Annotated in this window: 16 protein-coding genes and 1 tRNA gene; 14 read left to right on the top strand and 3 right to left on the bottom strand. The window is 23.2% G+C overall.

From position 1 onward, the window contains the following. The first annotated feature begins 304 nt into the window (after positions 1-304). The 6 genes from T403_RS0103210 to T403_RS0103235 all read left to right on the top strand — a co-directional run bounded on the left by T403_RS0103210 (position 305) and on the right by T403_RS0103235 (position 8,966). Positions 305-2,041 carry a DUF2130 domain-containing protein gene (locus T403_RS0103210; RefSeq protein WP_033161379.1) on the top strand — a complete coding sequence of 579 codons (1,737 nt, stop codon included), beginning with the start codon at positions 305-307 and terminating at the stop codon, positions 2,039-2,041. Then, a complete protein-coding gene (locus T403_RS0103215) occupies positions 2,034-3,239 on the top strand; it encodes a replication-associated recombination protein A (protein WP_033161380.1) in 1,206 nt (401 codons plus the stop codon). Before T403_RS0103210 ends, T403_RS0103215 begins: the two co-directional genes overlap by 8 nt. A gap of 81 nt (positions 3,240-3,320) precedes the next feature. Then, positions 3,321-6,164 carry an excinuclease ABC subunit UvrA gene (gene uvrA, locus T403_RS0103220; protein WP_033161381.1) on the top strand — a complete coding sequence of 948 codons (2,844 nt, stop codon included), beginning with the start codon at positions 3,321-3,323 and terminating at the stop codon, positions 6,162-6,164. Continuing rightward, on the top strand, positions 6,151-7,074 hold the full coding sequence (gene hprK, locus T403_RS0103225; RefSeq protein WP_033161382.1) for an HPr(Ser) kinase/phosphatase: 924 nt from the start codon (positions 6,151-6,153) through the stop codon (positions 7,072-7,074). Before uvrA ends, hprK begins: the two co-directional genes overlap by 14 nt. A 2-nt stretch (positions 7,075-7,076) precedes the next feature. Continuing rightward, positions 7,077-8,027: a prolipoprotein diacylglyceryl transferase gene (locus T403_RS0103230; protein WP_033161383.1), complete on the top strand. Its 951-nt coding sequence runs from the start codon at positions 7,077-7,079 to the stop codon at positions 8,025-8,027. 18 nt (positions 8,028-8,045) lie between these two features. Beyond that, positions 8,046-8,966, top strand: coding sequence for an NAD(P)/FAD-dependent oxidoreductase (locus tag T403_RS0103235; protein ID WP_033161384.1), 921 nt, complete (start codon positions 8,046-8,048; stop codon positions 8,964-8,966). A 688-nt stretch (positions 8,967-9,654) separates the two neighbouring features. Here T403_RS0103235 and T403_RS0103245 read toward each other — a convergent pair. Both T403_RS0103245 and pfkA read right to left on the bottom strand, forming a co-directional pair. Then, positions 9,655-9,966, bottom strand: coding sequence for a hypothetical protein (locus T403_RS0103245; protein ID WP_033161386.1), 312 nt, complete (start codon positions 9,964-9,966; stop codon positions 9,655-9,657). Between the two features lie 264 nt (positions 9,967-10,230). After that, positions 10,231-11,211, bottom strand: coding sequence for a 6-phosphofructokinase (gene pfkA, locus T403_RS0103250; protein WP_033161387.1), 981 nt, complete (start codon positions 11,209-11,211; stop codon positions 10,231-10,233). A 251-nt stretch (positions 11,212-11,462) separates the two neighbouring features. Here pfkA and T403_RS0103255 point away from each other — a divergent pair. From T403_RS0103255 to T403_RS0103275, 5 genes are all read left to right on the top strand, one after another. Then, positions 11,463-11,553: transfer RNA gene (locus tag T403_RS0103255), tRNA-Ser, on the top strand. Positions 11,554-11,711: 158 nt separating this feature from the next. After that, positions 11,712-12,680: a phosphate acetyltransferase gene (locus tag T403_RS0103260; protein WP_033161388.1), complete on the top strand. Its 969-nt coding sequence runs from the start codon at positions 11,712-11,714 to the stop codon at positions 12,678-12,680. Next, on the top strand, positions 12,680-13,882 hold the full coding sequence (locus tag T403_RS0103265; protein ID WP_033161389.1) for an acetate/propionate family kinase: 1,203 nt from the start codon (positions 12,680-12,682) through the stop codon (positions 13,880-13,882). Before T403_RS0103260 ends, T403_RS0103265 begins: the two co-directional genes overlap by 1 nt. After that, complete coding sequence (gene coaD, locus T403_RS0103270; protein ID WP_033161390.1) at positions 13,860-14,303, top strand: pantetheine-phosphate adenylyltransferase; 444 nt, start codon at positions 13,860-13,862, stop codon at positions 14,301-14,303. The genes T403_RS0103265 and coaD overlap by 23 nt, the downstream gene beginning before the upstream one ends. Before the next feature lie 70 nt (positions 14,304-14,373). Further along, positions 14,374-14,766 (top strand): hypothetical protein, encoded by a 393-nt coding sequence (locus T403_RS0103275; RefSeq protein ID WP_033161391.1) that lies wholly within the window; start codon positions 14,374-14,376, stop codon positions 14,764-14,766. Between the two features lie 104 nt (positions 14,767-14,870). Here T403_RS0103275 and T403_RS0103280 read toward each other — a convergent pair whose 3' ends face one another. Beyond that, positions 14,871-16,292: a hexose phosphate transporter gene (locus T403_RS0103280; RefSeq protein ID WP_456299000.1), complete on the bottom strand. Its 1,422-nt coding sequence runs from the start codon at positions 16,290-16,292 to the stop codon at positions 14,871-14,873. A 444-nt stretch (positions 16,293-16,736) separates the two neighbouring features. Between T403_RS0103280 and T403_RS0103285 the strand changes: the two genes are divergently transcribed. The 3 genes from T403_RS0103285 to T403_RS0103295 all read left to right on the top strand — a co-directional run bounded on the left by T403_RS0103285 (position 16,737) and on the right by T403_RS0103295 (position 22,115). Further along, on the top strand, positions 16,737-17,030 hold the full coding sequence (locus tag T403_RS0103285; RefSeq protein ID WP_156933560.1) for a hypothetical protein: 294 nt from the start codon (positions 16,737-16,739) through the stop codon (positions 17,028-17,030). Positions 17,031-17,393: 363 nt separating this feature from the next. Further along, positions 17,394-20,492, top strand: coding sequence for a type I restriction endonuclease subunit R (locus T403_RS0103290; protein WP_033161393.1), 3,099 nt, complete (start codon positions 17,394-17,396; stop codon positions 20,490-20,492). Positions 20,493-20,516: 24 nt separating this feature from the next. Next, positions 20,517-22,115, top strand: coding sequence for a type I restriction-modification system subunit M (locus tag T403_RS0103295; RefSeq protein WP_051619141.1), 1,599 nt, complete (start codon positions 20,517-20,519; stop codon positions 22,113-22,115). The last annotated feature ends 78 nt before the right edge of the window (positions 22,116-22,193 follow it).

The raw sequence follows: 22,193 nt of genomic DNA on the forward strand, positions 1-22,193 counted from the left end.
TTTTATCTAAATGATAATATTTTTTAGTATAATTATAACCTGTATAATTATTATTCATAGTTCTCCTTTTTTTAAATGGGGGGGAGCTTTTTTTATAAAAAAAAAGTGCCTCCCATTTAAAATTTTATTACTTTTTTAAAAATTTTAAATGTGTTGCACTTAGAAATAGAATTTGGGATCTAAATTTTAAAATTATATTTAAAATTTAGATTTTTTTATTTTGAAAAATAAAAAAAAACATAAAAAAATGTTATCTTTTTTGCTATATAATTTTTATTGTTAAAAATATTATAAAGGGGAAAAAATGTCAAAGAAAATTAAAATAAAAATTAAAAATTTAGAAAATTTAGAATTTGAAATTTTAGAAAAAGCGGAAATAGGCGATTATATTATTTTATCTGAAATCAAAGAATTAGGTGAAAGTCAAATTTATAAAAGCGCAAATATAATTACTGAACAACTTAAAAATGATTGATTAAATGAATTTAAAAATTCTGACGCTTATACAAAAATAATTAATGAAAATAATTACTATAAAAATAAGGCCGAATTATTAAATAAGGATTTAGTAATTCAAAAAAAAGAATTTGAAAGTCAAAAAAAAGATATTGAAAATAATGCAATTAATAAATTTAAAGAAAATGAACATAAAAATGTTTTAAATGAAAAACATAATTTGTCAATAAAAATTACAGAGTTAAGTTCACAACTTGCACAAAATGAAGCAACAGTTATTGCAAAATTTAAAGAATCAGAAGAATTTAAGCAATTAAATGAAGAAAATAAAAGGCTAATAAAAGAAACATTCAATCATAAAGCAGAAATAATAAAAACAGAAAAAACAGCCATTGAAAAATTTAAAGAATCAGAAGAGTTTATAAAGTTAAATGAAGAAAATAAAAAGTTAAATGAAGAAAATAAAAAACTGATAGCACAAGCATCTAACTTTAAAGCAGAAATAATAAATACAGAAAAAATAGCTGTAGAAAAATTTAGAGAATCTCAAGAGTTTAAAAATTTAAAAAGTGAAAATACAAATTTTTTAATTAAAAATAATGAATTAGAACTAAAATTAAAACGAAATGATGAATTAGTATCTGAAAAAATAAAAAATGCAAAAACCGAAGCAATTGATGACTTTAAAAAATCCGAAGAATATGAAAAAATTAATAGTGAAATTGAAGAATTAAAAGCGGAAATTAACAGATTGAATAGAGGAAAAAGTAGTAATTCTAAAGTTTTAGGTGAGAATTTCGAAAAATGAATTGACGGAGAATTCCAAGATGCTTTTAATTTTATTGAAAATGTTAAATGAACAAATCAACCTCGAACAAAATCAAATACAAAATCAGATTTTCTTTTTGAAATATTAACAAATGAAACACAAGAAAAAGTTGCAAGTGTAGTAATTGAAGCTAAAACAGCAGGTGATAATTCAAATCAAAAGAATGAAAGTTTTTTACATAAATTAGAAAAAGAAAGAAAAGAATTAAATGCTAATTATGGACTTTTAATAACTGAATTAGAATGAGATGATAATTTCATTATTAAAAGAGGTAAAAAAGATAAAAAAAATGATTTTTCTAACATTTTTATTACAAGACCAGGGTATTTTACAATTTTTTTAAAACTTTTTTACAATATTTTTAACACAAATAAAGATTTAATTGGATTGAATTGAAAATTTGAAGATAAAGAAAAAATTGATTTAGAATTTAACAATTTAAAAAATGAAATTCTTGATAATAGCTTAAAACATGTTGAGAATAGTTTAAGCTCTATTTTAGAAGAAATTGAAAAAGTTGAAAAATCTTCTTCAAAAATGAAAGAAATAATTAGAAAAACATTAGATAGACATATTGCTACAATTAAAAATAAAATTGATAGTTTTAAAATTAAAAAAATTATTAAACAAATTGAAAAATACGATGAAAAATATCATCATTTTGATAAATACAAAAGCGAAAATTTTGCAATAAATACAGAGGTTGAAGCTTCTGATTTAAAAATAGAAGATGATAAATTAAATAATAATGAATAATTTAAAAAATAATTTATTTTTACCAGAAAAATTAGATGACATAGTTGGTCAAGAGCATTTAAAATTTTTATTTAAAAAAGTGGTAGAAAATAAAAACAATAGTTCATTTATTTTTTATGGTGAATCAGGAATAGGCAAAACTTCTAGTGCAATAGTTTTAGCTAAAGAATTAAACAAAAAATTCATTATTTTTAATTCTGTTTTAGATAACAAAGAGCTTTTAATTAAATATATTAATGAATATGATGTAATTATTGTTGATGAAATTCATCGTCTTAATCGTGATAAACAAGATATTTTATTATCTTTTTTAGAACAAAAAGAAAAAATTTTTTATGCAACTACAACAGAAAATCCCTATTTTAAAATCAATCCTTCTATTAGAAGTAGAATGCAAATTTTAAAATTTGAAAAAATTAGTGAAAATGATATTTTTAATGTTATTCAAAAATTAATAAAAAATAAAAAATTAGATTTGAAATTTACTGATTCAACTCTTGATTCATTTATCAAAATTTCTAATGGTGATTTAAGAAATGTTTTTAATAATTTGCAACTATTAATTAATTTAAAAATTAAAGATTTAACAAATTTAGAAGTTATTAAAAAAATTTTCCCTACTAATAATTTTTATTATGATAATAAAAAAGATTTAACTTATGATAATTTAAGCGCATTTCATAAATCAGTTAGAGGCAGTGATGTTGATGCTTCATTATATTATGGCCTTTTGCTAGTTAAAGGCGGGAATCTAGATGCTTTTTTTAGAAGAATTTTAGCTATTATTTATGAAGATATAGCTTTAGCTAATTCCTTTTTAGCTATAAAAGTTGATGCAGCCATTAGAGCAATAGAAAGATTAGGGATGCCAGAAGCTCTTTTGCCAATTGGCAATATAATAATCGAGCTTGCTCTTAGTCCTAAAAGCAATTCTTCTTATAAAGCTACTAAAAAAGTTTCTGCTTTTTTAGATGATAATAAAATTTATAAAATACCTAATCATTTAAAAGATAACCACTATAAATCTGCTTATAAATTAGGAAATGGAATAGGTTATAAATATCCACATGATTATCCAAATTCATATGTAAAACAAACATATTTACCAAAAGAAATCAATAATTTAAATTTTTTTGAATTTGGTGATAGCAAAAATGAACAAAAAATTTTAGAATATTGAAATAAAATAAAAAAATAAAAAAATTTTTAATAAATAAAAAAGTTATATTACTATAAGTTTTATAACTTTTTTATTTATTAATTTTGTATAATTTCTACTATGAATAATCAAAATAATTTTATTAAAATTAAAGGTGCAAAAGAAAATAATTTAAAAAATATCGATATTAATATTCCAAAAAATAAACTTATTGTCTTTACTGGGGTTTCTGGTTCGGGAAAATCTTCTTTAGCTTTTAATACAATTTATGAAGAAGGAAGAAGAAGATATATTGAATCATTAAGTTCTTATGCAAGACAATTTTTAGGCTCAAGTAAAAAACCTGATGTTTTATCAATAGAAGGTCTATCACCAACTATTGCTATTGAGCAAAAAACAATTCATAATAATCCAAGATCCACAGTTGGTACAATAACTGAAATTTATGATTATTTAAGACTTTTATATTCAAAAATTGGAAAACCTTATTGCCCAAGACATAAAATTTCAATTTCAAGTCAAAAAACTAACGATATATTAAATATTATTTACAAATATCCACTTAATTCTAAAATTTTAATTTTAGCCCCTATTATTAATAATGAAAAAGGTTCTCATCATTTATTAATTTCTAAATTAAAAAAAGAGGGATTTGTAAGATTAAAAATTAATGATGAAATTATTTCGCTAGATGATGAAATAAATTTAGAAAAAAATAAAAAACATAAAATTTCAATTGTGGTAGATCGATTAGTTTTAACTTTAGAAAATAGAACAAAAATATCAGAATCGATTGATGTAGCTGCTAATTATGCTAAAGGTTTAATTGATGTTGAAATAGTGGATGATAAAATACTAAGTTTTTCAAAATTGCAAGCATGTAAATTTGGTGATTTTAATATGCCGACAATTGAAAGTAAACTTTTTTCTTTCAATTCCCCTTCTGGTATGTGTGATCAATGTAAAGGATTAGGTTCTAAATTAAAAGGTGATTTTAATCTCCTTGTTCCAAATAAATCATTATCAGTAAAACAAGGGGCGATAGTTTTATATCCTGTAAGTAAAAATAATAAAAAAAGTTTAGAATTGCAAGAATTTGAAGCTTTATTAAATCATTATAATATTCCTTTAGATAAACCAATTAGTAAAATGACTTTACAAGAATTAAAAATTATCAAGCATGGTTCAGATCGAGAAATTGAGTATATCCAAACTAATGATAGTGGTAATATTTATAAAAAATATCAAATTATTGAAGGAATAATCGATAAAATTGAACGAAGATATATCGAAACATCGAGTGAAGATTTAAGAAATTGATACAAAAAATATATGTCTGAATTTCCTTGTGATAAGTGTAATGGTTCAAGATTGAATGAATTTTCTCTAGCTGTTAAAATTGATGATCTAAACATTTATGAACTTAATAACTATGCGATTAGTGATATTTTAATTTTTTTAGAAAATTTAAAAATTAATGAATTTGAACAACAAATTTTAAAACTAGTTTTAAGTGAATTAAAACAAAGATTAACATTTTTGGTTAATGTAGGACTAGAATATTTAACACTTAATCGAAAATCAGAAACTCTTTCTGGGGGCGAGTCACAAAGAATTAGATTAGCTAGCCAAATTGGCTCAAATTTAACTGGAGTTCTATATGTATTAGATGAGCCATCAATTGGATTACACCAAAAAGATAATCAAAAATTAATTAATTCTTTAAAACACATGGTATCAATTGGTAATACACTAATTGTTGTTGAGCATGATGAAGATACAATTCGACAAGCAGATCATATAGTTGATATAGGACCTTATGCTGGTGAAAATGGTGGTTATATAACTGCTCAGGGTACTTTAGAAGAAATTATTAAAAAAGATAACAGTGAAACAGCTAAATATTTCTCAAAACAAAAACAAATTTTAGTTCCTAAAAAAAGAAGAGCTGGAAATGGGCAGAACTTAATAATTAAAAAAGCTAGTGAAAATAATTTAAAAAAAATTGATGTTAAAATTCCATTAGGTAAATTTGTAGCAGTAACAGGTGTTTCAGGTTCAGGGAAAAGCACACTAGTAAATGAAATATTAGTTAAAGCACTTGAACAAAAATTAACAAATAGCCATGTTAAACCTGGGAAATTTGAAACTATTGATGGGATTTTTAATGTTGATAAAATTATTCAAATTACTCAAAGTCCAATTGGAAGAACTCCTCGTTCTAATCCAGCAACTTATATTAGTGTATTTGATGATATTAGAGATGTTTATGCTAATTTAGAAGAATCGAGAGCTCGAGGTTATTTAAAAGGAAAGTTTTCGTTCAATGTATCAGATGGTAAATGTGAAAAATGCTGAGGTGATGGGGAATTAAAAATTGAAATGCATTTTTTACCTGATGTTTATATAACTTGTGATTTTTGTAATGGTTCTCGTTATAAGTCAGAAATTTTAGAGATAAAATATAGAAATAAAAACATTTCTGATGTTTTAAATATGACAGTCGCTCAAGCTTATGAGTTTTTTAGTAATAGAGCTAAAATCGCTCAAAAACTTAAAAGTTTAGTTGATGTAGGACTAGAATATATAAAATTAGGACAATCAGCTACAACTTTATCAGGTGGTGAAGCTCAAAGGGTAAAATTAGCTAAATTTTTACAAAAAAAACCAACCGGAAAAACAATTTATGTTTTAGATGAGCCTACTACTGGATTACATATTTATGATGTACAAAAATTAATTAATGTTTTAAATAATTTAGTAGATAATGGAGATAGCGTTATTGTTATTGAACACAATCTTGAAATGATTAAAGTAGCTGATTATATAATTGATTTAGGTCCAGGAGGTGGAATAAATGGTGGAAAAGTTATTGCAACTGGAACACCAGAAGCTGTTGCAAACATTCCTGATTCATATACAGGAGAATATTTAAAAAGGTTATTAGAAAATGAAAATAATTAAAGTGGATGAAATTATTAAAGATTTTAATTTAAAACAGTTAAATAACTATAATTTTGGAATTATTAAAAGACCTTCGATCAAAAGACTTGGTCTTTTGTTAGGATGTGGCTTTTCGCAAGAGACCATTTCTCATAATTTAGCTGCTTGAGGAACAGATGAAGCTGTTTTTTTAGATTCAATCGAATCTAAAAAAAGAAGCAAGATTTTAAATCATATAATGAAATTAAAACCCCCAGCATTACTTTTATCAGTTGGTTTTATTAAAAAAGCTGATACAAAAGTAATTAAACAAATCATTAATAGCGCTAATAAATATGAAATACCTTTATTAACTTCAGATGAACACCTTTCTAGTTTGATTATTAATATTGGTACTGATTTAAGTGAAAAATTAACTGAAAGCGTTAATGTTCATGGTTGTGTTGTTATTGTAAATGGAATTGGAATTTTAATAATAGGTAAATCAGGAATTGGTAAATCAGAAACTGTTTTAGAATTAATTCAAAAAGGGCATATTTTTGTAACTGATGATACTGCTACAATTTCAAGATTAGGAAATAACTTTATTGCAAAACCCGCTGAAATTACAAAAGATATTTTAGAAGTAAGAGGAATTGGACTAATTGATGTTAGAAAAACTTATGGAGTTGCAAAAGTTTTATATAAAACAAAAATTGATTTAGTGTTAGAATTAGTAAATTATAATAATGAGTTAAATTTTGATCGTTTAGGTAATGAAAATTTAACTTATAATATTTTAAATGGATCAATCACTAAAAAGAACATTCCTGTTCATCATGGGAGAAATGTTTCTGACTTAGTAGTAGCTGCAGTAAATGTTTTTATTGCATCTAGACATGGAATTGATGCAATAGAAAAAATTCAAGAAAGGATAAAAAATAATAATTAAATATGGAAACTAAATCTAAAGTTATTTATGAAAATATTCCTTATTTAGCTAAAGCTAGACCTTTTCAAGAAGGTGAAGCTTATAACTTATTTAATTTAGAAGCTATTCCAATTTATAGTGTTATGATTTTTTTAGGAATTTTAGCTTCAATTGCTTCTGTTTTTATTTTTTGAAAAAGAGAAAAAATAAAATTAGAACATCTTTATTGATTAGTTATTATTACTGTGCCAACTTCAATTATTGGTGCTAGACTAGGATTTATTTTTGAGCAAGTAAGTGTAGGAAATGGTGCTAGTTTAAAAAATAATTGATGAAATCCAAGAACAGGAGGAATGTCGATTCAATGAGGAGTTATGCTCTCTGCCTCTTGTGATCTTGCCTATGTTTTAGTAAAAAGAAAAGAGATTGATTATCGTAAAGCACTTAGTTATATTCTACCAACTGTATTAATTGGGCAAGCAATTGGTAGATGAGGTAATTATACTAATCATGAGGTTTATGGAAAAATCGATGAAACAGGTTCAAGTGTTTTATGATTAGGTGAAACAATTATTAGAAATATGTATATAAGAGATGCTGTTAGTGATGGTGCGCTTAGAGTTCCTTTATTTTTCTATGAATTTTTAACATCACTAATTGGTTATATTATTTTAGTATGAATCTTTAATGTATTTAATTGATTTAAACCTGGAGTAACAGGGGGATTCTATTTAATTTGATATGGATTAGTCCGTTCTTCAATGGAATACTTAAGAGAAGAAGCTTATTTATTTTACTTTGTTATAGCAATTTTATATATAATTTTTGGCTTAATATTAGCTATTTATTACCAATTTTTTGGTAACTATAGATTTAATTTTAAAACTAAAAAAATTGAAAAAGTGCAAAGATATACAAAAGAAAAATATTTATGATTCAATATAAAATGAAATTATTATAAAAAATTATATTAATAATAAAGAGGGTGAAAAATGGTAAAAGTTTATGATGTTGCAATTATTGGTGCTGGACCTTCAGGACTTACTAGTGCAATTTATGCATCTAGAGGTAATTTATCAGTTGCTTTAATCGAAAAAGGCGCTCCTGGTGGAAAAATGACTGGACAATCTAAAATTGAAAATTGACCAGGTGATAAATTTATTGTAGGTGGTGAATTAGCACTTAGAATGTATGAACATGCTTTAGCATATGGAACAGAACATTTATATGGTAATGTAATCGAAATTAAATCTCATAGTGAATTTGATAAAGAGATTATTTTAGAAAATAATCAAATTATTAAAGCAAAATCAATTGTTATTGCTTCTGGAATGAAAGAAAGAAAGCCAATGGATATTGAAAATATTTTAGAATTTGAACATCGGGGAGTTTCTTATTGTGTAATTTGTGATGGACCATTTTATAAAAATAAACCAGCAATTATTATAGGTGGGGGAAATTCCGCTGTTGAAGAAGGAACTTTTTTAGCTTCAATTGCTTCAGAAGTACATATTTTTGTTAGAGATGAAAAATTTAATGCAGAACCGATGTTGGTTGATGAATTAAAGAAAAAGCCAAATGTGAAAATTTATTATAATTCTAAAGTTTTAAAATTAGAGGGAAATGAAAATTTAGAAAAAGCTATTGTTGATATTAATGGCGAAATTAAAGAATTAAAAGTTAATTCATTATTCCCTTACATTGGTTTTGTGCCAGCAACTGAATTTGCTAAAAATTTAAATATTTTAGAACCTAGCGGTTTAATTAAGGTTGATAAATTCCAAGAAACAAGCGAAAAAGGAATTTATGCTGTAGGTGATGTTACATTAAAAGAAATTAGACAAATTGTAACGGCATCAGCTGATGGTACTATAGCAGGTAAAATTTTAACTAATCGTTTAGGTAAAAAATAACTAATTTTTAATATAAAATATAAATTAATTAAGCAGCTTTTAAAGCTGTTTTTTATTATTTTTTAATAAAAAACAACCTATTAAGTTGCTTATTTTTTATATTATAAATTTGAATAACAATTATTTTTTATTTGTTGAAATTTTATTTTACGCTTTAATTAATTGTTTTATTTTTAACTAAATTTGATCGATAAATTTTAAAGTATTTTTTTAAATTAATTTTTATTTAATTAATACTTACTGTTTTTTTGTTTTTTTAAATTTCTAAAAATATCAATAAATATTTTCAAAATTTTATAAACAATAAATAAAATTTCTAAAATTAAAAACGCTAATAAAGCCTTTTGAAGATTATTATTTGAATTTATTTGATTAAATAAAATATAAATTAAATGATTAGACCCAAATAAAAACAATGCAAAATTAAAAACTATTAAAATATTTGAAAAATATTTAAATCTATCATTAATTTTCAAGTCATTTTTTTTCTAATTTAAAATAAGTTATTAACACTAAATTAAAAATAATTACTAAAACAAAAGTATTTAATAAAACATTAACGCTGTTAAATAAATTATTTGTTTCATATGTTTCAAAAATAAATAAATATTTAGGAAAAACATTAAAACTAAATGAGGAACTAAAATCAAAATAGAAAACAATGAAAAAATAAATTGAAATACCCTAATTATGATTTTATCGTTTTTTTAATATGAAATTTTACTTCATATTTTTCAAAATAACTAAATATAAAAGGTAACAATAAAAAGTATAATTGTTTTTCTTTAGATAAATTTTTAGATATAAAAAATTTAATTATCTCTATTGTTATATTAGCTAAAATAAGCCAAACAACAATAGAATAAATAAGATATAGAAAAAAATAATTCATATTTATTAAAAATATATAAGCAGGTTTAAAAAATTGCATTCCAAAATAAAAAATTGTTAAAATTTTAATAATAAAATTAGAAATACCTAATAATTTAAGGTTATTCATTTTATTAACCCCCTTACTAATATTGAATAAAAATAATGTTATATTATTTATTAGATAACATCACTTTTTTAAAATTAATATTTGTTTTTACAAAAAAAAAAAAAAATACCCCCTATAAAAGGGATAATTTTAAAATAGTTATTTTTTGTTAGCTAATTTTCTAGCTTCTTTTCTTAATTTTTCAATTCTTTTTAATCTTCTTTCAGCCATTTGTTTTCTTCTAATTTTACGCATAATTTTCCTTTCAACTTCATTCTTAAAATTTTAAAATTGATTTAATTTACTATATTTATCAGTTTTTATTTTATTTGATTTTTGTGGAGTTTCTAATGATTTTTCAAGTTCAATAGGAACGATATCACCATTTTTATATGAAAGAGCATATCCTGAATAACCTTGATTGAAAAATTCAATTACTTTTGAACCCATTAATGTAGCTAAAATACGATCTTGCGCACTTGGACGACCACCTCTTTGAAGATGGGCTAATTTTACAGCTCTAGCAGATACTTTTGTTTTATTTTGCACAATTTTAGCAATCTGGTCAAGATTTGGATAAATAAATTCACTTACAATAGCAATAACACTTCTTTTTCTTCTATTATGTATTTGTTCATGCACTACTTGAATTATTTCATCAACGGTCATAGGTCTTTCATTAGTAACGATTATTTCAGCTCCAGTTGCAATTCCGGAATATAGAGCTAAATCACCAGCCCCATGACCCATTGTTTCAACGATAAAAAATCTACTATGTGAATTAGCTGTATCTCTTAATCTATCAACAGCATCAACTACTGTATTTAGCGCTGTATCATAACCAATTGTAAATTCACTAGAATTAATATCGTTATCAATTGTACCAGGCATTGTTAAAACTTTTATACCTTCGTTATGAAGTTTTAAAGCCCCAGCATAAGAGCCATTTCCACCTATTACAAATAAAGCATCTATCCCTAATCTTTTTAAATTATTTATTGCCTCTTGTCTTATTTCGTAATTTTTAAATTTAGGGAATCTTGTTGAATAAATAAAAGTTCCACCTTGAGAGATGAATTTATCAACATTTTTATTAGCTATAGAAACAATTTTATTTTTATAAAGCCCTTTATATCCACCATATACTACAAAAGGTTCGATGTTATTTAATAAAGCAGATTTAATTATTGCTCTAATAGCATTGTTCATTCCAGGTGCATCTCCACCTGAAGTTAAAATAGCTATTTTTTTAATTTTATTTTCCATTTTATCTCCTAGTTTTCAATATATAAAAAATTTATTAAATAAATTATTAACTATAAAATAATTAATATAAAAATACTTTTTATAGAATAAATATTTTTAATTATACAATATATTAATTTTTTATAAAATTTTTTATATCTAAAAAACTAGAAATTTTACTTATTTTATAAAATAATAAATGTTATTAAGGCAATTTAGTTATTTTATTTTTATTAAATATTTTAAAAATATTGTATAATTGATAAAAATGTGGGGTAATACTCAAGAGGCTGAAGAGGACGCACTGCTAACGCGTTAGGGGCTTGATCGCCCGCGCAGGTTCAAATCCTGTTTACCCCGCCATTTTTTTTATGCCTTTTTTTAATTTGGAAAACTTTATTTTTACAAATAAAGTAACTTAAAATTTAAAATTTAAAAAATTATTAATATTTTTAGTTTAAAATTTATATAAAAATATTAATGTTCTATTAATTATTAAATTTTAGATAAAAGGAGAAAATATGAATTTTCAAAAAACTTTAGAAAATAAAATAAAATTAAAAAATGAAACTAATAAAAAAAGAAAAATTCTTATTATTGACGGTGATGATCAAAGAGCTGTTGAAACAGCTAAATTATTTATAAAATCACAATTAGTAACACCAGTTTTATTAGTTGATAAATTACATTCAAATTTAACTAATGAAATTATTCAAGAAGTTATGACTAGTGAAAAAAAATCTAAATTTAGCCAATTATTTTTTGAATTAAGAAAAGGTAAAGAAAGCTTAGAAAATGCACAAAAAGCACTAGAAACTAAGCCATTTTATGGAATGATGTTATTAAAAACTAATGAAGTTGATGGAGTTGTTGGTGGTCTTAATTTTACAACTTCAGATATTTTAAGAGCGGCATTTAAAGTAATAGGGCCTATGCCAGGAATTAAAACAATTTCTAGTGCAATGATAATGCATAAAGATGATGAGAAATTGATTTTCTCCGATATTTCTGTTAACATTAAACCAAATTCTGATCAATTAGCAGAAATTGGATTTAATTCTGAAATATTTGCAAAAAGTTTAGGATTCGATCCTAAAGTTGCATTTTTATCATTTTCAACAGATGGCTCTGCAAAAAGTGAAGAAACCGAAACTGTTATTAATGCATTTGAAAAATATAAAACATTATCAACAAATCCTAATGTAATAGGTGAAGTGCAATTCGATGCTGCATATGTTGAAAAAGTTAAAAATGATAAGTATAAAAAACCTAGTTTTGAAGGAAAAGCGAATGTTTATATATTCCCAACATTAGATGCTGGAAATATAGGTTATAAAATAGCTCAAAGAATGGGTGGATATGGAGCTATTGGGCCGATTATTACAGGAGTAAGCGCGCCGGTAAACGATCTTTCAAGAGGTGCTACTGTTGAAGATGTTTACAATACAATGTTAATTACTACATTACAAACTTATAAAGAGGAAAAATAATGAAATCAAAAAAAATTTTAGTAATTAATGCAGGATCTTCATCAATGAAGTGATCACTTTATACTAAAGATAAATTAGAAATAATTGCAAGTGGTATTTCTGAAAGAATTGGAATTAATAATTCTTTTTTAACAATGGATTTTGATTCGAAAAAAATTAAAAAAGAAATTGATTTAAAAGATCATTTAAAATCTGTTGAGCAAACTGTAGAAATGTGACAAGAAAATCAAGTTATCAGCGATTTAAATGAAATTGAAATCGTTGGTTTTAGAGTAGTTCATGGTGGGCAATTTTTTACTGATACAACAGAACTTAAAGAAGTTGAAATTAAAAAAATTGATGAATTATCAAAATTTGCACCATTACATAACCCAGGAGCTTTATTAGCAATAAATGCGATTAAAAAAGTTATTCCTAATGCAAAATTAAGCGCAACATTTGATACAGCATTTCACACTTCAATTCCTGAAGTTAATGCAATTTATCCAATAAAAAAAGAATTAAGCGAAAAATATGGAATTAGAAAATATGGTTTCCATGGTTCTAGCCATAAATTTATAACACAAAAATTAAGTGAAATTTTAAATAAAAAAATAGTTAATTTAGTTAATTTACATATTGGATCAGGTGCTTCATTATGTGCAATTAAAAATTCTAAATCAATTGATACATCAATGGGTATGACGCCTTTAGCTGGAATAATGATGGGAACTAGAAGTGGAGATATCGATCCTTCTATTCATGAATATATAATGGAACAAGCTAATATTTCAATTAAAGAATTTACCAATATTTTAAATAAAGAATCTGGTTTATTAGGTGTAAGTAAAATAGGTTCTGATTTAAGAGATGTAATTGCAAAATATCAAGAAAATGATAAAGATGCAATTCTAGCACTTGAACTTTATAGTCAAAAAATTGCTGATTATTTAATTAATTACATTAATAAAGTAGGTAAAGAAATTGATGCATTAGTTTTCACAGCTGGAGTTGGAGAAAATTCTAGTTTTATGCGTGAAATGATAATTAATAAAATTAATATTCTAGATTTAAAATTAGACACTAAACTAAATAACACAAGTCCAAAAGATATTAAAGAAAGTATTTTAATAAGTAGTTCAGATTCTTCAATTCCTATTTATGTTATAAGAACTAATGAAGAATTAATGATTGCTGAAGATGCAAAAAAATTATTTAACTAAAAAAGCTTTGTATGCTGGTAGTTTTGCCCCTTTTCATGAAGGTCATTTAAGCATTTTAAAAAAAGCTTTAAAAATATTTGATTATGTCTATCTAGTTATAACAATAAACCCTGATAAAGAAATTGATTTTGATTTTAATGAAAGAAAAAAAATTGCACAAACATTTATTAAGAATTTAAAAAATGTAAAAATTATTGTTAATAGCAATGATTTAACCGTAAATTTAGCAAAAAAATTAAATGTAAATTGATTGATAAGATCGGCTAGAAATCAAATGGATTTTGATTATGAACTAGATTTAGCAGTTTCGAACAAATTAGAAAATCATGAAATTGAAACTATTTTACTAGTTCCTGATAGTGAAAATATTAATAAAAGTTCAACATTAGAAAGACATAAAAATAAACTTAAAATAAAATAAAAACTTAAAGCACAAACTTTAAGTTTTTTTAGTAAAATTTAAATAAAAAAAAAGAGGTAAAAATAATAATATGCCAGCTAAAGGATCTCCAGCTTCAGCTATTCTTTTAATTATTTTAATTATTTATTTAGTTAAGAGAGCTAAAAAGAAAAAATTAATAAAAAAAGAAATTTCAAGAATTATAAATAATAATTTATCAGTTACAGAAATAAAAAAGTCAAAATTTAAATCTGAATTTAGATTTAAATGAAATAATTCAATCTATTTAGCTGGCACTTATAAGTTTCATTTTTATAATAAACAAAGCAAAAATACACAAATAAAAAAAATAAATTCTTTAGATGGAAATTTTGATTTTTCATTTTTAAGAAGTGGTCAATATGAAATAGATGAAATTTATTTTTATAAACATCAACTCAAAATTGATAATCTTTTAGAATTTGAAATAAATCACACCAACTAAATTAATTTTTAATTTTAAACAAATATAATGCATTAAATTTAAAATAAAAAAAAGCAAAATAAAAATGCAAACACAAAAGTGCTGCATTTTTTTTATTTAATATTTTATTTTTTAATTTGCTCAGTTTTAGAACTTGGGAAAGTATCATAATCTGGATTTGGTTCTTTAAATAATCAAATAGCTCCAACAGATATAGCTGAGAAAATAACAATTAAACTAATAGCTACAACTGGTGATGCTGGTTGAACTAATGACATAATTATTAAAAGAATAGTAAATCCAAAATATCCTAATCCTCAAATTAAACCAAATTTATAACCAACTTGTCTTGGGTTTGAATCTTTATATTCATGTGGTAAATTAAGCATAACACCTTGAATACCTCAAAGCATTCATCCCATTAAAAATCCTAAAATATAAAATAATCATGTGTTATTACCGGTTGAAGGTAATAGCCCATTAGCAGGATAAACCATATATCTAAATACTATTAGTGATAAAATATAAAAAGTAACACCTAAAGCCAATATAGCGGATATAAATCATTTTCTTTTCAATCTAAATCTTGATCATAATCCAACTGTAAATGAACCTATAAACATCCCTGCATGGAATAATATAAAGAATATTGATATTATAGGAGTATAAGAAGTAGCTAAAGCTTTAGCTGCATCTTTATCAACACCAAATGTTTCAAATATTCAATTTCTTGATGTATAAGGTATAACAACAGCAATTAATCAAGATGTATATAAAATTGTTCAGTATCATGTATCTTTTTGTTTTAAAAAAGTTAAAAGTGATGGTTTTTTTTCACCATGTTGTTTATCTAATTCTCTTTGTTTTTCGAGATATGAAGGATAAATATCAAATCTTGAACCAAAAATAATAAATCCAATTAAAGGTATTAATGTTGCTAAATTAATACCTAAAAAAATATATTGTCATTGGTTTGAAGCTTGTTTCAAGATGTCAGCTTGTCCTACAAAAGGAGCAAGAACAACAATTAACCCTAATGGGTAGAATCAAGGTGAAAATTGTGAAATAGAACTTTTTACTCTTGGTGGAAAATACGCTGAAATAACAGGTTGAATTAAAACAATAAGTGTTGTTCCTCCAATTCCTAAAAATGTTCTAAAAACAGTAAAACCTCAATAGTCAGGAATATAAATACCTGGCAAAGATAAAAGCATTAACGCTAACGAGATAATAACTGCATATTTATGAGTTACTTTAACAATTAATCATCCAATTAAGATAGAACCTATACCTCTACCTATAGTTATAACCCAGTTAACAGCTTGATTTGTTATAGCTGACGGTGCTTTTTTTCCCGCGGGAAAAAAATAACCCAAAATACCATGACTGCCAGGGACACCATTTAATTGTGAAGCCATAGTTCAATTTACAACAAATAAAAAATAAGCAAAAACTAATAAAAATCATAAAACCATTCCATGTTTAATTGTCATAGGTTTTTCTTTAACATTTTGAGGTTTTAATAAATTCATTAAATTCATGTAAATTAAAATCCTTTCATTTTTTATGAATATAAATTAAGTAAAAAAATATTCATAAAATAATTATATATTATTTTTACTTTAAAAATTTAAATAAAATTATATTTATAATTTTGGTTTTATAAATTTTTATATAACACAAATTTTTAATTCAAATTTTTGATTATAGCCAAAAAATAATTACGAATTTTTATCTTTAAATAAAAACTTTTATCAGCCAAATAGAAAACATCAGTTTTGCTTATTATATTTCACATAATTTTGAAAAATTTATAGAATTATTATTACCTGAAAATTATCCAAGTATTGTTAAAAGAGAATCAAATTTTATTAAAAAATCAACAGGATTAGATAAACTAGAACATTCACTCCCTTTTTTCTTTGAACATAAACAAAAAAAGAAATTTTTCGGCTTTAACATATAAAAAAATTGTGGATTTTGTAAATTTTATGATTTGAATAAATGTTTTATCTAAAAATCCTATAAATTTAAAAAAATATAAACCAAATTATAGAGATTATGAAATTATGGAAAAATATTTTTTTAATTATGAAGAAAGAATCGATGGCAAAAAAGCTGATTTTGAGATGAATATTAAAATTGATTGAGATATAACGAAAGAAGAAGCAATTGAAAAAATAACTAATTTTTTAAATAAAAAAGAAATAATAAATATAGATGGCGAAATGTTACAACCCACTATCGCTGAAATGATGGCTATAAAATTTTCGTCAATAAAATAAAATTTCTCTGTAAATATTTTTTATTTAATAATTAATATTAACAAAATAATTATAAAATAACTTTATGCATTTTTTTAAAATAAATAACTAAAAAAAATTATTTTTTTATCCTTTTTATAAAAAACTTAATTATAATTTTAAATATAAAAAAGAAATATAAAAGTTTTTCATCATAATTTAACTCAATAACTTAAAGCAAATGTTTTAAGTTTTTTTTTATCAATTTTTGAATTTTTTCAAAATTTACCTTTTTCTTTTCTTTTTTTTTTTTTTGTCATAATTAATTTATAAATTTTGCAAAAATTTAAAAATTTTAATTATTTTCATCATTAAAAAAATAAAAATTAAGGAGAAAAAAATATTATGTTAGAAAAAAATATAGAAGAAAATTTTATTGAACAACTTAAAAAAAATAATTTTAAATATTTAAATAATAATCAAATTTTAGAGTTAAGAAATAATAATTTGGATGAAGTTTTGTTAATAAACAGAATAAAGGAAAATTTAAAAATAATAAATCCTAAAATAAATGATGATGAAGTAAATGAAATTTGTAGAAATTTAATCGATTTATCAAATCAGTTAACAAATAAAATTGAATTAAATAAAACTATTATTGAAAAAATTAAAAAAGGTTACGATATTTACAGAAAAAGTGAATCGAGATATTTTAATTGAAAAGTTATTGATTTTGATAATCCTGAAAAAAATGAATTTATAATCACAAATCAATTTAGAATTAAAACCTTTTATAATAATGAACAACATGAAAAAATTCTTGATGCAGTAATTTACATAAATGGCCTACCTTTGATAATAGGAGAATTAAAAACATTTGAAAATAAATCAATGAAAGAATTGGACCAAGCCAAAGAACAAATTTTAACATATGGTAAATTACTAAAGAAAATTTTTGCATTTAACTTTTTTTCTTTCATAAGTAATTTAGTTCAAACTGAAATATGTAATCCTATCGCAAAAAATAGTTATTTTTCAATATGAAGAGAAAAAGCTGAAAATAAAAATTTAATTATAAGCCAAGAATTTTGAAAACCTAAAAGATTACTTGAATTAATGAAATATTTTATTTTTTATAGTAATAAAAATAATAAAATTATTTCAAGATATCACCAATATTTTGGAGTTAAAAAAGGATTGAAAGCTTTTAATATTTCTAAAAAAAATTCCAATAATAAAGTAGGGATAATTTGACATACTCAAGGCTCTGGTAAATCTTTGACAATGATGATGTTAATAAAATTATTAAGAGAAGTAGAAAAAAAATTAACAGTTATTGTAGTTACTGATCGAAAAAATTTAGAAAAACAATTATATGATAATTTCAAAGATTTTCATTCTTATTTATTAGAAAAACCATTACTTTTAAAAAGTGCTAAAGATATTAAAGAAAGTATTTCTAACATTAAAACTTCAGGAATTTATTTTACAATGGTTCAAAAATATCATGATGAAAATTTAAAAAATCTAAATTATAGAGATGATCTATTAATTATTACTGATGAAGCGCATAGATCTCATAATAATTTTGATTTTGATATTTCAGAAAATAAAAATAATAATAAAGAAATAAAAAATGAACCATTTTCTAAAATATTAAGAGATGCTTTTCCAAATGCTAAATTTATTGGTTTTACAGGTACACCAATTGAAAATGATGATGTTTTAACTAAAAGAATCTATGGTGATTATATAGATATTTATCCAATGAAAAAAGCTGTTGAAGATGGAGCTATAACAGAAATTTATTATAAAAGAGCTAGTATAAAAGTTCAACTTTCAAAAGAAGAGTTAGATTTAATTGATTTAAATGATTTTCAAGAAGATAAAGAAATTGAAGAATCAAAAGATATAAAACTTAAAAAAGAAGTTATTAAATTTAAAAATAGAGAAAAATTAAATGAAGTTAAGAATTTTTTATTTAGTGAAAATAGAATGGATTTAATTGTCAGACATTTTATTGAACACTATGAATACCGTGAAAATCAACTTGAAGGAAAAGCAATGTTTGTTGCTTTTAATAGAGAAACAGCTTGAAAATATTATAAAAAAATTTTAAAATATCGGCCAAATTGAAAAAATAAAATAAAACTTATTATTTCAATTGATAAAAATAAAGATAACTTAGAAATGCAAAAAGATGCAGGAACTGAAAAGGATAGAGACAATTGAACAAAAGAATTTCAAAAAGAAAATTCTGAATTAAAAATTTTAATTGTTGTAGATATGCTTTTAACTGGTTATGATGTTCCTTCATTAGATACTATGTATTTTGATAAAGTTCTAAAAATGCAAAACTTGATGCAAGCTATAGCTAGAACTAATAGAAAATATAAATCAAAAAATGGACTAAAAATTAAACAAGGTGGAATTATTGTTGATTACATTGGATTAAACGCTAGATTGAAAGAAAGTTTAAATTTTTATTATGAAGGTAATGATAAAAATGAGCAAAAAAATCAAGCTAAACTTGCTAAAAATTTTGACATTGCATTAATTGAAGAAAATTTTACAAATTTAGTTAAAAAAATAATTTCAAATTTTTTCGATTTTAAAAAATCTGAAATAACTGCAATGATTGAAAATGAAACATTTTTTTCCACTTTAATTAATTATTGTGATAAAGATGATTTTGATCTAGAAAAATTTAGTTACGAAGTTAAAGAAATGAATAAAAAATTTATTTTTTTAGAAAAAGATAAACTAGATAAATTTGATTTAAAAGTAGCTGAAAATTTAATAAGTGCAAGAATGTATTTTTTAAAGAAAGATATTTCAAATATTGATATTCATGCATTAAGAAGCAGATTAAAAAAACAACTTAAATCAGCTTTAAATTTCAACCCTGATATTAATCCAGATGAAGAGAAAAAAATAAATATTAAATCTTTAGAACAAATAAATGCTTATTTACATTTATTAAACAAAGATAATGAAATTAAATCAAAAGAAAAAATTAATGAAATAAAAAAAGTTATTTCTAATTTTATAAAAGAAAATGATAATTTTGGAAATTTTGATAAAGAAAAAATATCTGTTCAAATAATTAAATTAATTGAAAAAGCAAAAGAAAATGAAAATAAATCTGAAATTTTCATTGAAAATTTAATTGAAAAAATTATTGAGACAATTAAAGAAAAAGAAAAAAATGAAATCGCACTCACCAATGAAGAAAAATGAGTAAACAATTTTGTAAAAATTTTAGAAATAGATGAAATTTCTGATAAACACAGAATTTTAAAAATAGCAAAAGAAATCTATTTAGAAATAACAAATAATGGAGAAAGAAAAATCGAAAAAGGTTGAATCCATTCAAATACAGAACTAGAACATATAACTTCAAAAATTTTATTTGTTTTAGTTAAAAATAATTATCCAAAATATGAAGAAAAAAGAAATCAACTAATCAAAGAATTGAAAAATTTTGTTGATAGAGAAAATTAAAAATAAAAATAGATAAGGAAAAAAATGGAAAATAAAATAGTAGTAAAAAATATTAGTGAAATAGCAAAAGATTTATGAGAAGCATGTGATGTTTTAAGAGGTAATTTATCATCTGAACAATATATGCATGTTGTTATTTCTGTAATACTTTTAAAAATGTTATCAGATAAAATGAACAAAGCAGAAAAGCAATTTATTGCAGAAATGACAGAACATGGAAGTTCAATTCTTGAAAATAAAAATTTTAATTTTAGAACTAATAAAGATATACTTCCAAAATATGGAATTAGATTTTCAGTTCCAACAGAAGCAGATTGAAATTCAACAATAATTGAAAATATTAACCAACCTGATAAAATTGGACAAATTATTGATGATGCTTTTATCGCTTTAGAAAACAGTAATCCAGAATTAAAAGGTTTATTTGAAAAAAATTTTAATCGTAGCGATTTAGATAAAGAAAGATTAATTGAATTAATTAAAATTTTTTCAAATAAAGATTTTGCTAATTTCCAAGATGATATTATCGGAAGAATATATGAATATTTTTTAGGTAATTTTTTCAAAAAACAAGGGCAAAAAGGTGGTGAATTTTATACACCTATTAGTATAGTTAAATTGATGGTATCAATTATAAATCCTCAAGAAAATGTAAAAATTTACGATCCAGCCTGTGGAACTGGTGGAATGTTTGTTCAAACAAAACAATATTTAAAAAGTAAAAATAAAGATACAAATCAAATAAAAGTATATGGACAAGAATTTTCAAATCAAACATGAAAATTAGCAAGAATTAATTTAATTGTAAATGGCTTTAGTGTTAGTGATACTCATTTAGGTGAAAGATCTGAAGATACATTTAATGAAGATTTATCTGGGAAAGAAAAATTTGACATTGTTTTAGCTAATCCGCCATTTAATATGAAAAAATGAGCTAGAAAAGATATGAAATCCGATCCTAGATTCGAATGAGGAATTCCTTATGAAGGAAACGCAAACTATGCTTGACTTTCTCATATATTACATAAATTAAATTCAACTGGAAGAGCAGCAGTTGTTATGGCTAATGGAGCGATATCTTCAATTCAAAAAGAAGAGTTAGCAATTAGAAAAAAATTCCTTGAAGAAAACAAGGTGGAAGCAATAATTTCATTACCTGATAAACTTTTTTACACTGTAACCATCCCTGCTACTATCTGAGTTTTTAATAATAATAAAACAACTAATGATATTTTACTAATTAATGCAGAAGCGCTTGGAGAGTTAGAATCAGCTAGTTTACGTTTTTTAAACGATCAAGAAATATCTAAAATTGTTGATGTTTATAATGAATTTGTTCAAAATAAAGAAATTGACATTAAAAATTTTGCTAAATCAGTTAAATTAGAAGAGATTGCAGAAAATTCTTATTCTCTTGTTCCAAGTAGATACATTAATTATGAAGAAGAAGAAATTGATGAAGAAACTATAAAACAAGAAATAAAAACACTCCAAGGCGAACTTAAAGATTTATTCAAAGAGTTTGTAGAGTTAATTCCTGAAGTGGAAAAATCAATTGATAAAGCCATTGAGTTTTCAAATGAAAAGAAAAAAGATAAAGGGAACGATAATGGCAATTTATAAACTTGGGGAATTGGTAGAATTATTTTGTGGAAGTAGCGATTTAACTAAAAATTATATCGATAAAAACAAGGGAATTTA

This window comes from Mycoplasma collis ATCC 35278 (genome assembly GCF_000701825.1).
GTDB classification, from domain to species: Bacteria; Bacillota_I; Bacilli_A; order Mycoplasmatales; family Metamycoplasmataceae; genus Mesomycoplasma_A; species Mesomycoplasma_A collis.